General features: G+C 37.7%; 14 protein-coding genes. 8 read left to right on the forward strand and 6 right to left on the reverse strand.

The window, feature by feature from the left end:
• Positions 1-17: 17 nt before the first annotated feature.
• Complete coding sequence (locus AC5WOF_RS16030) at positions 18-401, reverse strand: winged helix-turn-helix transcriptional regulator (protein ID WP_496050961.1); 384 nt, start codon at positions 399-401, stop codon at positions 18-20.
• A 170-nt stretch (positions 402-571) separates the two neighbouring features.
• Here AC5WOF_RS16030 and AC5WOF_RS16035 point away from each other — a divergent pair, with 170 nt between their 5' ends.
• Complete coding sequence (locus AC5WOF_RS16035) at positions 572-1,444, forward strand: SDR family oxidoreductase (protein ID WP_496050962.1); 873 nt, start codon at positions 572-574, stop codon at positions 1,442-1,444.
• Positions 1,445-1,491: 47 nt separating this feature from the next.
• On the opposite strand, the gene AC5WOF_RS16040 is transcribed toward AC5WOF_RS16035, so the two are convergent.
• On the reverse strand, positions 1,492-1,701 hold the full coding sequence (locus AC5WOF_RS16040) for a hypothetical protein (protein WP_496050963.1): 210 nt from the start codon (positions 1,699-1,701) through the stop codon (positions 1,492-1,494).
• A gap of 198 nt (positions 1,702-1,899) precedes the next feature.
• Between AC5WOF_RS16040 and AC5WOF_RS16045 the strand changes: the two genes are divergently transcribed.
• The 4 genes from AC5WOF_RS16045 (at position 1,900) to thyX (ending at position 5,826) form a co-directional block, all read left to right on the forward strand.
• The gene (locus tag AC5WOF_RS16045) at positions 1,900-2,454 is read left to right on the forward strand and encodes a cupin domain-containing protein (RefSeq protein ID WP_496050964.1); all 555 of its coding nucleotides are present in this window, start codon (positions 1,900-1,902) and stop codon (positions 2,452-2,454) included.
• Positions 2,455-2,814: 360 nt separating this feature from the next.
• Positions 2,815-3,039 (forward strand): hypothetical protein, encoded by a 225-nt coding sequence (locus AC5WOF_RS16050; protein WP_496050965.1) that lies wholly within the window; start codon positions 2,815-2,817, stop codon positions 3,037-3,039.
• Between the two features lie 777 nt (positions 3,040-3,816).
• The gene (locus AC5WOF_RS16055; protein WP_496050966.1) at positions 3,817-4,722 is read left to right on the forward strand and encodes an NAD(P)/FAD-dependent oxidoreductase; all 906 of its coding nucleotides are present in this window, start codon (positions 3,817-3,819) and stop codon (positions 4,720-4,722) included.
• 438 nt (positions 4,723-5,160) lie between these two features.
• The gene (gene thyX, locus AC5WOF_RS16060; protein WP_496050967.1) at positions 5,161-5,826 is read left to right on the forward strand and encodes an FAD-dependent thymidylate synthase; all 666 of its coding nucleotides are present in this window, start codon (positions 5,161-5,163) and stop codon (positions 5,824-5,826) included.
• A gap of 149 nt (positions 5,827-5,975) precedes the next feature.
• On the opposite strand, the gene AC5WOF_RS16065 is transcribed toward thyX, so the two are convergent.
• Positions 5,976-6,554: a protein-S-isoprenylcysteine O-methyltransferase gene (locus AC5WOF_RS16065; protein ID WP_496050968.1), complete on the reverse strand. Its 579-nt coding sequence runs from the start codon at positions 6,552-6,554 to the stop codon at positions 5,976-5,978.
• A 112-nt stretch (positions 6,555-6,666) separates the two neighbouring features.
• Here AC5WOF_RS16065 and AC5WOF_RS16070 point away from each other — a divergent pair, with 112 nt between their 5' ends.
• Together AC5WOF_RS16070 and AC5WOF_RS16075 are read left to right on the forward strand one after the other, a co-directional pair.
• On the forward strand, positions 6,667-6,942 hold the full coding sequence (locus tag AC5WOF_RS16070) for a peptidoglycan recognition protein family protein (protein ID WP_496050969.1): 276 nt from the start codon (positions 6,667-6,669) through the stop codon (positions 6,940-6,942).
• A 244-nt stretch (positions 6,943-7,186) separates the two neighbouring features.
• Positions 7,187-7,642 carry a peptidoglycan recognition protein family protein gene (locus tag AC5WOF_RS16075; protein ID WP_496050970.1) on the forward strand — a complete coding sequence of 152 codons (456 nt, stop codon included), beginning with the start codon at positions 7,187-7,189 and terminating at the stop codon, positions 7,640-7,642.
• A 54-nt stretch (positions 7,643-7,696) separates the two neighbouring features.
• On the opposite strand, the gene hflX is transcribed toward AC5WOF_RS16075, so the two are convergent.
• Both hflX and AC5WOF_RS16085 read right to left on the reverse strand, forming a co-directional pair.
• Positions 7,697-8,968: a GTPase HflX gene (hflX, locus tag AC5WOF_RS16080; RefSeq protein WP_496050971.1), complete on the reverse strand. Its 1,272-nt coding sequence runs from the start codon at positions 8,966-8,968 to the stop codon at positions 7,697-7,699.
• A gap of 471 nt (positions 8,969-9,439) precedes the next feature.
• Positions 9,440-10,822 (reverse strand): MFS transporter, encoded by a 1,383-nt coding sequence (locus AC5WOF_RS16085; RefSeq protein WP_496050972.1) that lies wholly within the window; start codon positions 10,820-10,822, stop codon positions 9,440-9,442.
• A gap of 331 nt (positions 10,823-11,153) precedes the next feature.
• Here AC5WOF_RS16085 and AC5WOF_RS16090 point away from each other — a divergent pair, with 331 nt between their 5' ends.
• The gene (locus tag AC5WOF_RS16090; RefSeq protein ID WP_496050973.1) at positions 11,154-11,573 is read left to right on the forward strand and encodes a MarR family winged helix-turn-helix transcriptional regulator; all 420 of its coding nucleotides are present in this window, start codon (positions 11,154-11,156) and stop codon (positions 11,571-11,573) included.
• A gap of 208 nt (positions 11,574-11,781) precedes the next feature.
• On the opposite strand, the gene hemQ is transcribed toward AC5WOF_RS16090, so the two are convergent.
• On the reverse strand, positions 11,782-12,528 hold the full coding sequence (hemQ, locus tag AC5WOF_RS16095; RefSeq protein WP_496050974.1) for a hydrogen peroxide-dependent heme synthase: 747 nt from the start codon (positions 12,526-12,528) through the stop codon (positions 11,782-11,784).
• Positions 12,529-12,650: the final 122 nt, after the last annotated feature.

Genomic DNA, 12,650 nt, shown 5'->3' on the forward strand with positions numbered 1-12,650 from the left:
TCAGCATGTAGTTCGTTTTATTGGTTTGGTGTGAGGTATTTGTGTTCCTTTAGTTTTTTCTCCATATATTTTTTACCCCATTCCTTCATCATGTCCAGTGCTGGGATAAAGCTTTTTCCATCTGGTGTTAGTGAGTATTCTACTTTTGGAGGCACTTCTTTAAACACTTCTCTGTGAATCAGCCCATCTTCTTCTAATTCTCTCAGCTGCCTTGTTAATATACCTTTTGAAATGCCCGTTAACAACCTTTGAAGTTCGTTAAATCTTCTCGTTTGCTTACTTAAATGCCATAAAATAATAATTTTCCATCTCCCAGCAATTACATTTTGGGTAAGTGTGAGCGGACATACTTCTTCTTGTTCTTCAGGAGGCGTTTCTATTTGGAATTTAAATCGAGCCAATGTATCTCCCCCTTTCTTTACACCATGGTATTATTTTTAGAACTATGTAATAAAAAAATACCTACTTTTATATTTAGTACTACTAGATATACTATATATCTGTACTCAGACATGCAAATGCATTTGATGTTCATCTAGAATTTCATAAAAATATATTGGAGGAAATGAAAATGAAAATATTAGTCACGGGTGCAACTGGGAAACTAGGGTCAAAAGTTGTAGAAACGTTATTAAAAACTGTTCCAGCGAGTCAAATAGCTGCTAGTGTTCGGAATCCAGAGAAAGCGGAAGCATTGCGAGCTCGAGGAGTAGAAATTCGACATGGAGATTTTGATCAACCAGAAACATTAGATTCTGCTTTTTCAGGCATTGATCGACTTTTGCTTATATCTACGGCTGGCGATGATGTGACAATCCTGAGACAACATATGAATGCTGTAGCTGCTGCTAAGCGTGCTCAAGTGAAATTTATTGCTTACACTAGTGTAACAAATGCAAGTGAAAGTAACTTATTTCTTGCCTCATCCCATCGAGCTAGAGAAGAAGCAATTTTGGAATCGGGTATTCCCTACTCATTTTTACGAAATAATTGGTATTTAGAAAATGAAATTGGGAGTATACAAGGAGTGATGGCAGGTGCGCCTTGGGTAACATCTACAGGAACAGGGAAAGTAGGATGGGCACTTCAACAAGATTATGCGGAGGCAGCAGCAACCGTATTGACCGGGATTGGACACGAGAATATAGTTTACGAACTTTCCGGTAAACTGATGACTCAAGAGGAGTTAGTATTTGTTCTTGGGACAGTGTTAGGGAAAAAAGTATCTGTAAGACAAGTAGATGATGCTGCCTATGCTGATATTATGAAAGATGCAGGGGTACCCAAGTCCTATATTTCCATGCTCGTTAACATGCAAAAAGGGATTAGAGATGGTGAATTAGAGAAAGAAAGCAATGATCTAGAAAAATTACTTGGTCGTCCTGTTACATCAATCAGGGAAGCACTGACTCAAATTGTTAATGGAATCTCTCAAGTAAAATAATTGAACATAATGTAAGAAAAAAAGCCCACAAAGATGTGGACAAAGAATTACCTCTTTCCTTTTTCTTTTTGGATTTGAGAAATAGTCTCTAGGATGTGGATTTGTCCCTTTTGTAATTCGATAAGTTGCTCCATAATTTGTTCATTCGTTGTTGTGAGTCGAGTAGTGATATGTTTTAAATCAGTAATCAAATTGTGAGTGCATCTGGAGATCTTTAGAAATTGATTGACTATATCACCAATCATTTTTTCTGGCATACAAGTTTCATCCTTTCTCTATATGTATTCTTTTTAAGGTCACAAAATCCTGTCAGAATAAATCGAATCTTGGATTTTTTTGTTATAAAAATGAATAAGAAGAAATGTGGAAGAGGTAGTAGTAGTACCATGAATAGGCACCCTCCCAGAGAATCGTGCATAAGTTGAGGTATAAAAGCTATGAAGGGAACGAGGGAAATGAATTATCATCCATATCTACATCCATACTCTTATCCTTATCCAGTGAGTATACCGATGTATGATGATGAAAGTTATGATTATTGGAATACTTCTTATGTTAACGATGATTACTCTGATTTTTATACAAACGCTATTCCATTAAAGGATTATGGCTCAAAACCATTTGTTGTAAATATCAACAAGGCAGCAAAGCAAAATCGTACCTTTCGTACAGCTTTGTGGACGGGAAAACATTTGCAGGTTACTTTGATGAGTATCCATGTCGGGGAAGATATCGGTCTAGAAGTTCATCCTAATGTGGATCAATTTTTGCGTATTGAACAGGGGCACGGTGTAGTCCGCATGGGGGATACGAAAAATAATTTATATTTCAAGAAAAGAGTAGCTGATGATGATGCGATTATGGTTCCTGCGGGTACTTGGCATAACGTCATTAATACTGGAAACAAACCGCTCAAACTCTATAGTATCTATGCACCGCCAAATCATCCATTTGGGACTGTGCACAAAACGAAAGCAGATGCCATGCGTGAAGAACATGCTCATCACTAGGTGAAAAATCAGCGACCGACTGGAGGTCATCTGAGATGAAATCCAGTCGGTCTTTGTGCTCGGCAGTGCTATGACTGTGTCGAGTCGGGGTTTGGATTGTTGCCCAGAACTTCAGCCTTTGCAGACTGATCAGCCTTGGCCTGGTCTACAGACGCCTGCTGTTCGGGGGTCAGAGAAGGCTCTGCCTCCTCCTCCGAACCAGTACTCCAAAATACCATCTTTTTCCCTTCTGTGTCAGGGGCCGAGCTAGCTCTTATATCCTATCATAACATGAAGAAGAATGGCATGCTGTAATGTACATAAATAACTTCTTGCATGATAAAATGTATCCACAGTGCAGTCAACTTGAAAGGGATGAGCGTGGGACTCATAGAACAGTTCTCCCAAATGCCAGCGTCGAAGATATGTTTCACGATGGGAGCCCTCTTGCTTTTCCCGTTGATTGCCACCCTCCAAGTGGGGCAATGGATGGAGAAGAAGAAGCCTCGTCTCAGCATGGTCTTTCGATGGACTGGAAGGTTCTTTGGAGGATGCTGTGTCATCAGCTTTATTGTTGGTGTTTTCCTCCTCTGGCTCTCTGACTGAACACTGGTAGTTCCTTCGGGAGCTACGCGACCGTCTGAATCTTAGGATTTGGGCGGTCGCAGGCTTTTTGGTCAAAAAAACTTATGCAAGAATCAAAAATCTTTAATTAAGAATAATTAAAGATAGAGTAATAATAGATAAATGAATGTGGGATGAATATTCTGCTTTTTTAATAATAAATAAAAATGTTTTTGAACAGGAAAGAATGCTATTATAAAATCAAACCGGTGTTGAGTGATCCTTCTGAGGGACCAAGATGGATAAGATTATTGCCTTTGTAGTTGTGGTGATTGCTCTTGTCAGTATTGGCTCGAGCCATTTCCATTAGAAGTAGCATCACTTCTGGTGATACACTGCGCCTGGCTGACTTGTCTGAGAAAACAGATGAATCAGCCGGTCGTAGTCAATGAAAATAAGAGTGATACCTTATTATTTCTTTTTGTAATATTTATAGGGAGAACTCGTTTTGAATATTTAGTAAATAACATTCATAAATGTAAGAAAACAAATGTATTAATTTAAACAAGTTTGCATAACAAACTAACTCTCCTTATCTTTCGCTGTTCAAGTAAAGATAAGGAGAGTTTCATGTAATTTTGCTGTAGAGGAGAAATAACAAGCCCCTCTTTTTATATATCCAGAACGTAGGTAAAGATTTGTATAGAGAAAGAGAGAAATAAACTCTACCAAAATAGTATATCGAAGAGGTTCTAGAGCAAAAATGAATAGAAATAAGCAGTTTGAAACTTTTAATTCATCAAGTTGAAGGAGTATCAAATGATATTTGATTGTGCGATCATTGGAGCGGGTCCAGCTGGATTAAATGCTGCGCTTGTGTTGGGAAGGGCACGTAGAAGTGTTGTATTGTTCGATAACGGAACCAATCGTAATAGGGTAACGTTAGAATCTCATGGATATTTGACCCGCGATGGAATAAAGCCAGCAGAGTTTAAAAGGATTGGGATACAGGAGTTAGAGCGATATCCATCTGTACAATTGGTAGAGGGAACTATCACTCAAGTGATGAAAAAATCGAGGCAAGAACGATTTCACATTGTTACATCGGAAGATAAGGAATACAAAACAGAGCGGATTATTTTAGCAACTGGTGTTCAAGAAGAGCATCCTTCGGTTCCAGAATTAGAGAATTATTATGGGGTCACGCTTCATAGTTGCCCATATTGCGATGGTTGGGAGCGTAAAGATCAAGCTCTTATCGTCATAGCGGAGAAGGAAAAAACGGTTCTCCATTTGACAGAGTTGGTCTTTAATTGGTCAAAGGATTTGCTAGTTGCAACAAATGGACATACCCTTTCCGCTGTTGCACATGCAGAATTAAAAAAACGAGATATCGCGATTGTGATGGAACCAATCAAAAAATTACATGGTAAGGAAGGTTATCTACAGAAAGTGGAGTTTGCATCTGGATTAGTGAGAGACCGAGAAGGTGGATTTATTGCGCCGCAATTTTATCGATCCAATCCCTTTCTTGAACAATTGGGTTGTGAGTTAAAAGCTAATGGAGCTGTAGAAATGGATGCTCTCGGAAGAACTTCGCAGAAAAATATTTACGTTGCAGGTGAATTTGGACAACTTGGACCTTCGGCTTTAATCCTAGCTGCAGCAGATGGTTTTAATGCTGCCATCGCTGTAAATACAGATATAACAGAGGAAAGGTTTTAGGTTAAAAGTAAGTCATTCTTTGGAATGGCTTATTTGATATGAATTCAGGCAATTCATTATAGTGGGTTTCTTTTTGATGGATAGGTGGTTATGATAAATATAACCACAGATCGATCTCCCGGGAGTTTCCATGAGGGTAGTTTGTGCTGTTGGATGCATCATGGCATTTTCTGCTGCACCATTCCTGCAGTCCCTTGGATACGGCATGACAGCGGTTGTATGCTCTATTGCCGGCGGTTTTCTGACGGGTGCAGTGACTCTTAAGAACACTTGAGCGGGGATTTCTGCTGGTGGCTCCAAAATGGAGCCATGTGACAGCCTGGTTCACTTCGACGTGTTCCGGCCTGTCACCAGCATCATAGAACGATTGCATATATTGCAAGGAAAGAAGGTATTATTATCTCTTTTCAATATGTGTTGGATAAAGGTTATGTTCGTTTGGTCAACAATATGGGTTCTGATTTGACTGTTGTAAATGCTGCTAGGGTATCTTATGCCAAAGAATCAAAAGAGCTTAATGATCAAGATAAACGATTGATTGCATTTCTGGCTCGAGAAGGCCATACTTCACCATTTCGCCATGCAATGTTGCAATTTGAAGTTTATGCGCCTTTGATGGTTGCGAGACAATGGTGGAAATATGTTATAGGTTCTGCTCATTTTGAAGGGACTGGAGATAGTCTAGAAGCTTGGAATGAGTCCAGCAGACGATATATCACAGAAGAGCCAGTATTTTATATACCGAAACCAGAAGAGTGGAGGAAAAAACCAGAGAATTCCAAGCAAGGAAGTGGACAAGCAGTAGTTTGGGAACTAGGGAAGACTTATACGAAAAAGTTGATGGACTATGTAGAGTTTGGAGTAACCTTATATGAGCAAGCTCTTAAAGATGGGATATGTGCGGAACAAGCTAGGCTGTTTTTACCTTCGTACGGGATGTATGTTCGCTGGTATTGGACAGCTTCGTTACAGTCAGTGTGTCATTTCTTAAATCAGCGGTTAAAACATGATGCGCAAAAGGAAATTCAACTATATGCAAAAGCTATTTTGGAAATAAGCAAAACATGTTTTTCTAACGCTTTGGAGGAACTGGTCGATGGATAAAACAACCACTTACACTTAGTAAATGGTTGTTTTAATGACGATGGATTAAGCGAGGTATGAGATCATTCTCTACCTCTTTTTTGTACATATGGCTGCAAAATACAACAAGGGAAAGGAGGATATTAGAAAAAATTTTTTTCTTCGCTTTTTTATTTATTAAACAATCGAGGAATGATTCTACCTGTTCGTTTCATATACGATTTATATTCGTCTCCAAATCTATCTACCATCATTTGTTCTTCTTTTTTTACTCGAAAGAGATATAACAGTAAGAATGAAACAAAAGGAGAGAGACCTACAACCCAATTTGCTAACATCCAGAATTGTGCTATTCCCCAAAGGAGTGAAGATGCATACATGGGGTGTCGAATATAACGATATACGCCTGTTTGAATCAATTGGTGGCCGGAACGAATCTCTAAAGTGGGGGACCAGTTAAGTCCCAAGTCTTTATGAGATTTCCAAAACAACCTGAGAGCAGCAATCGATAGAAGTAATCCACACAATCTCCCCCACATGGGAAACGCAAAATCTTTAGAGTGAAACAAAGCAGTGATGGAATAGAGAAATGGAATTACCAAGACGCCGATGATCATGACCGTCACTATAAGCACTTCTAATGGCGTTTTTCGTTTATCGATAATATCGTTTTTACTTATTTGTTTATTAAATGGTGTGCGGATAATCATCATAGCTATTAAACCTAAGATGTAAATGTAAGTAAACATTATTTTATCTCCTCCAGAAATTGAAAATTAATGAAAAAAGATAGAAGTCAGTGATAGCCGTTCCCTTCCTGAATCATTAAATCTATCATAATAGAGAAAGGAGTTGAGGAGAATGGAGATAAAACAAAAATTTATACCAAAGAGCAATACACAAACAAGACCTGGTATTCCGATGAATCCTAAATGGATTACTATACATGAAACAGATAATACGGATAAGGGCGCAGATGCGGATGCCCATGCGCGATTACAAGTCTCAGGGAATAATAGAACTGCTAGCTGGCATTACTCCGTTGATGACCATGAAATTTGGCAGTCTATACCTGATAACGAAGTAGCTTGGCATGCGGGTAAATATTTGCCCCTCTGTATAGTAATATGCAGATGATAACCCCTTTAATTGCTGGAACACCCTTTCAAGGGCAATCAGCAGCCAATACCTATTTCGGTTCTCTTTTAATAACCGATAGGTAAGGTTCAACGACTATCCCGAAAGGGAGTACACTATAAGCTTATGATAGTGGAAACAGGGGGCATCCTGTTAGGGATGATGATATAGTCTCATCTTATAGGTAACTATAAGCAGTTTCGATAAGGAACGGGTGTGACGTTGCGAATCACACTGAAGGCAAATGGATGGTTCAAATGGAACAGGGAACAGAAAAAGTTTAGCGATAGAAATATGCGTGAACCAAGATGGGGATTTTTCAAAAGCAAAAAAAAATGCTGTTTGGCTTACCAAATATCTGATGAATAAACATAATATTCCGATTAATAATGTAGTTCAACACTATCATTGGAGCAAAAAAAATTGTCCACGTAAATTGAGAGTAAGTGGCTGGGATGCGTTTATCTCTCAAATTAAATCGGAAAATGGTGATGATATGGTAGACAATATGTATGATCTTTCTTATTTTAAAGATTACCAGCTCATTGGTATTCGCAGCAGCAAACATCCGAGTGAAATCAATGAAAAAGTAACTTGGGCAATGGAAGCCAATGCAAACTGTGTACTTTTGTTAAAACGAGGGTTTGATCTTCGTGCATTGCAAAAAATGTTAAATGATATGTATCCTCCAACCACATAGTGAAATACCTGATATTCAGTCTGAAAGGCTATCCTCTTGGATAGCCTTTGTGAGTTACATATGACTTTCTTGAATTACATATGAACGATACTTTTCCACATCAGCTTGCCTACACTCCGCAATAACTTTTGCACCATTCTCCTCATACTCGGTCGATAAAATAGTTGCTTTGCTTTTTAAATGCGCAAGGAGATGATTTTGCGAATAAGGAATGAGCATTTCGTATTGCTGATAGTCTTTATAGATTTCAGTACGGATCATTTGCAGTAAATCTGTTATTCCAATTCTCTTTTGTGCAGATAAAGTTACTGCGCTTTGTTCTACCAGTGGAATGCTGAAGTTGATTAAGTCTGCTTTATTATAAACATAAATAACAGGGATATTTTCCACACCTATTTCTTTTAATACTTGATTGGTGACATCCATCATCTGCTTATAATTTGGGCTGGAAAAATCGACGACATGTAGTAATAAATCTGCTTCTTTTACTTCTTCTAGTGTAGATCGGAAAGCCTTGACCAGATGGTGTGGAAGTTTATTTACAAAACCGACTGTGTCAGTTAGCAAAAAGGATTTTTGATCCGGAAGTTCAACCTTTCTTATCGTGGTTTCCAAAGTAGCAAACAACATATCTTTTTCCAATACTTGTTTTGCAGGAATGTGTTGAGATTGCTCTACGATAGCATTCATGATCGTTGATTTTCCTGCATTGGTGTATCCAACGAGTGAAACGATGGGAATACCGCTTTTTTTTCGCTGTTTCCGCTGTGTTTGTCGGCTAGAAACGAGCAACTTTAATTCCTTATTTAAACGATCAATTTGTTCTTCAATTTTTCGTCTATCTAGTTCTAGCTTTTTCTCTCCTATTCCTTTATTACGAGTTCCGACACCACCACTTTGTCTGCCAAGTGATTTTCTTAGCCCTACTAAACGTGGAAGCATGTATTGCAACTGTGCAACATCGACCTGTAGTTGAGCTTCTTTTGTTTTTGCTCGTTGAGCAAAAATATCCAAGATCAAAATGGTACGATCGATGACTTTACAATCCAAATCTGCTTCTAAGTTACGAATTTGAGTAGGAGAGAGTTCATCGTTAAAGATGACAAGATTTGCTTCTTTTTCCTCGATCTGTCGTAAAACTTCTTTTACTTTTCCTTTGCCAATATAATGAGATGCTTGGATGTGATCGAGTTTTTGCACTACTTCTCCGACAACTTCCACATCACATGCCGCAGCTAAATCTGCAAGCTCTATAAAAGTCGTTTCGAAATCATCCTGATGTTGTAGTTTCACTCCGACAATGATTGCTTTTTGTAATGGTTCCAATTAGCTTACCTCACTTTATTCTTCATTTGTTTTTTATGGATAGAAGTTCTATCCTTGCTAATGGATGTGTCGCAAAGCAATCAATTTTAGGGTTGCCTATCCTTGTTGATAAAAAGAAATCTGCGTTGATGAACTTGAGTTTTTTTATCTATTTGATAAAAAAGCGCAGCAAAAAGAGGGTAGATTTGTCTTATCATACCCTCTTTTTGTATGCAAATTCTGGTTTCCCATCGAAAAAGGTAGACGAATCCCACTAACTCTGTGCCTGCAGAGTTTTTGATCACTATTCAGTTAGCGACACAAGTGATGAGACGCAATTTTACCCATACCAATGGAAACCCCTCCGCTCTAAATTTAAGTGAGTTAACTATAGCACAATTTTAATTCGTATACAATATTGAAATTTTCCTTTTTCTCCAACAAAGGTGCTGTCATCATAGAAAAACCGACCTTTAATGGTCGGTTTCAGGGTTAGGCGGATTCTTCGGTTAGGTTTTCTTGTTTTCCAAATGTAAAGAAATACAGGAGGGCGCTAGCTAAGACGATTAAAGTAAAGATTAACATGAGATTGCTGAACAAATACGCATTAGGATTGGATACTAGTGGGTGTATGGCTACTTTTAGAATAGGTAATTCCATTGCCTTGGATACAAGTGCAGTTCCAATAGCTCCAGAAACGAAAGTAATCAAATTATAAAAACCCATACCTACTCCGATTTGTTTGTTTGGCAATATATTCGTCACACTTTCGATCAAAGCTGTCTGTAGGAAAGAAAAGCCCACATACTGAACAACTAGAACAATACCGAAATACCATACCCATGCTCCTACTACGGAAGATTGTAAAAAGAGACTGAGGGTAATAAGTCCTAATCCAAGATAAACAACAAAGTGGCTTCCTTTTTTTACTGTTAAGTTCCCAGCCACGGTTCCGAATATAACAGCACTAAAAGCTCCTGGGAACATAATAAGACCAATAGATTGTGTTTTGAGTTGATAAAGGTCATGTAGCATGAGTGGGAGAACAAACATTACAGCCATCACGGTACTAAAAATGAGAAATCCAATGATCAATCCATTACGATAAAGCCGATTGGAAAAAAGTTCAGGTTCCACAAAGGGGTTGGCTGTACGACGTATATGGATGATAAACCAGATCAAAGCAACTACAAACACAGGGAGATAAAACCAGTCAGCTTCGGTCAAGTAGAGAATAAGAGAAGACACTGTTATCCCCATGAGTAGTGTACCAAAAATGTCCAATGTTCCTCCATCGCCTGCTTCATCTGGCAGTATCCGATGGATAAAGGGTAGAGACACTAATGAAAATACTGGAATTACAAACAGATAGGACCAATGGTACGTTCCAGATACATAACCTCCTAAAACAGGTCCTATACCAATAGCAAAGGATACAGTAGAGGTAATTATTCCAAACAGTTTACCTCGTTGTTCTTTTGTAAAATATCTTGCGATAATGATCATGACCAATGCTGGAATAGCGGAAGCTCCAGCACCTTGAAGAGCTCGTGCAACGATAACGATCGGGTAGTTGGAATGAAATATAAAACCAACAACGGAACTCATACTATATAAGAGGATACCAAAAGAAATTAGCTTTTTAATGCTGAAGGTATCTGAGAGTTTTCCATAGATTACAGAACCCATTCCAAAAAAGATGATAAATATGGTGATGATCCAACTTACTTGGGAAGGATTAAGGTGAAACTGACTTGCGATATTTGGAGTGGAGACATTGAAAACTGTCTCATTTAGTACAGCAAAGAAGATAATATAAATGATCCAAGGAACCAAGCGTTGCATATTTGGTTCTTGGTGATTGTTCGAAGTCATCGATATCGTCCTTTCCATTTTTTCATTTATCAAGGTTATGTCGAATTTTGTATTTTCATTCTTACGTAAATAGAAATGTATGCAATTTTTGAAACGTTTTATAGGCTGGAATCCATAAAAAAGTTTCTATTGCATGGTTCATGTAAATAGACTAAAACACAATAAAAATTCCTTTCTTTTCTCTAATCCGTTAGTATTTGTTTATAAAATTGAATAGAGGATAGTAGATTAACACAGATAAATTGTATATAATTCATACTGTGCTATGTTAGATAATAAATTATTGTTTACTAAATGTCAACTTATTTTAAATTGAAAGGGTTGTTTGATAATGACAGCAGAAATAGGGTGTGTTGCAGATAATTTTATTAGACTATTACCCCTGTTTTATGAAAAGTTTCACACTCGAAAACGGTCTGATTTGACATCGTTGCAAATTCATCTGTTAGAAAGTCTACTTCAATGTGAGTCCAATATTTCCATGACACAGTTATCCTTGAAAACGGAAATATGTAAGCAACAGTTGACTACTTTAATATGCAAATTGGAAGAGAAAAAATATGTCATAAAAGAACAAGATGCGAAAGATAGACGAATTGTAAACTTATCGATTACAGAAAAGGGAAAAGAAGTAGTAAGAGAACATTGGAAAGAAATCTGTGAGAAATTGCAGTCATTGGATAAAGAAGATCTAGAGGATTTGGAATACGCTGCTTCTAAGATGATTAAAATTGTCAATAAGATTAACTAGTTGACATTCCATAAACTCAAATGTTTCTTTGTGAAAGTGACATTTCAATATCATCGAAACTCATAACGGTCATTGCAAGTACAAAAATACGAACCAGTAGGATGATTAAGTAGATCGTATGTTCCACTATATAAAATATTTGTTGCTCTTGCAACTCTTTTTTTCAACGAAAAAGGGGGATGATATGAGATCATCCCCCTTCTGATAATTAAATGGAAAGATATTTATTTAATTCTTCATCCATAAGTCGGCAACCTGTATAGAAAGAGCCGAAGTCTCCAAAACGAGCACTCACTTCATCAAAACGCATTTCTTGAACGATTTTCTTAAATTGAAGGGGATCTTCTGCGAATAATGTAACGCCCCATTCCCAGTCATCTAGCCCAGTGGAACCAGTAATGATTTGTTTTACTTTTCCAGCATAAGAACGGCCAATTAGCCCGTGGCTCTTCATCATACTGCGTCTGTCTTCCATCGAAAGCATATACCAGTTATCCTCACCATCACGGCGTTTGTCCATCGGATAAAAACTTATATATTTACTTTTTGGTAAGATTGGTTTTAAACGGGCTTGGATATGGGGGTCTGTATCTGGGTCTGTACCAGGCCGCATTTGATATCCACTTAATTCAACGACAGAGGTATAAGAGTAAACAGGAAGAAGAAATCCTGCAAAGTCAGTTTTATCAAATTGATTTTTAACTTCGTTAAGTTCTTCCAATGTAGGGCGTAGATGTACAAAGAGTAAGTCCGCTTTTTGACCAAGGATGGAAAATAGTCCAAAACTACCTTGTTGGTTATCTTCTATTGCACGATAAGAATGAGTTAAGTCAAGTAATTGTTGTATTATTCTTTCTCTTGTTTGAAGGTCAGTCGATTTCCAACTTGTCCAATCCATAACGCGAAAATCGTGGCTTACATACCAACCTTCAAAGGTAGTAACCATTTCACCCATGTATTCCACTTCCTATTTGCTATTTTTAAAACCATCTTTACCATCTTATCAACTCGATAGTCGAATGGAGTAAAAAATGCGCACAGATATGTGTACTTTTTATGAAATCTAACACTTTTTCT

It is taken from the genome of Shimazuella sp. NTD250 (genome assembly GCF_059510375.1).

Bases quoted from the DNA above. Each gene is read 5' to 3' on its own strand.
- AC5WOF_RS16075 (WP_496050970.1), top strand. From the start codon at position 7,187: ATGGATGGTTCAAATGGAACAGGGAACAGAAAAAGTTTAGCGATAGAA.
- AC5WOF_RS16040 (WP_496050963.1), bottom strand. From the start codon at position 1,701: ATGCCAGAAAAAATGATTGGTGATATAGTCAATCAATTTCTAAAGATC.
- hemQ (WP_496050974.1), bottom strand. From the start codon at position 12,528: ATGGGTGAAATGGTTACTACCTTTGAAGGTTGGTATGTAAGCCACGAT.
- AC5WOF_RS16090 (WP_496050973.1), top strand. From the start codon at position 11,154: ATGACAGCAGAAATAGGGTGTGTTGCAGATAATTTTATTAGACTATTA.
- AC5WOF_RS16035 (WP_496050962.1), top strand. From the start codon at position 572: ATGAAAATATTAGTCACGGGTGCAACTGGGAAACTAGGGTCAAAAGTT.
- AC5WOF_RS16065 (WP_496050968.1), bottom strand. From the start codon at position 6,554: ATGTTTACTTACATTTACATCTTAGGTTTAATAGCTATGATGATTATC.
- AC5WOF_RS16070 (WP_496050969.1), top strand. From the start codon at position 6,667: ATGGAGATAAAACAAAAATTTATACCAAAGAGCAATACACAAACAAGA.
- AC5WOF_RS16045 (WP_496050964.1), top strand. From the start codon at position 1,900: ATGAATTATCATCCATATCTACATCCATACTCTTATCCTTATCCAGTG.
- AC5WOF_RS16055 (WP_496050966.1), top strand. From the start codon at position 3,817: ATGATATTTGATTGTGCGATCATTGGAGCGGGTCCAGCTGGATTAAAT.
- AC5WOF_RS16085 (WP_496050972.1), bottom strand. From the start codon at position 10,822: ATGACTTCGAACAATCACCAAGAACCAAATATGCAACGCTTGGTTCCT.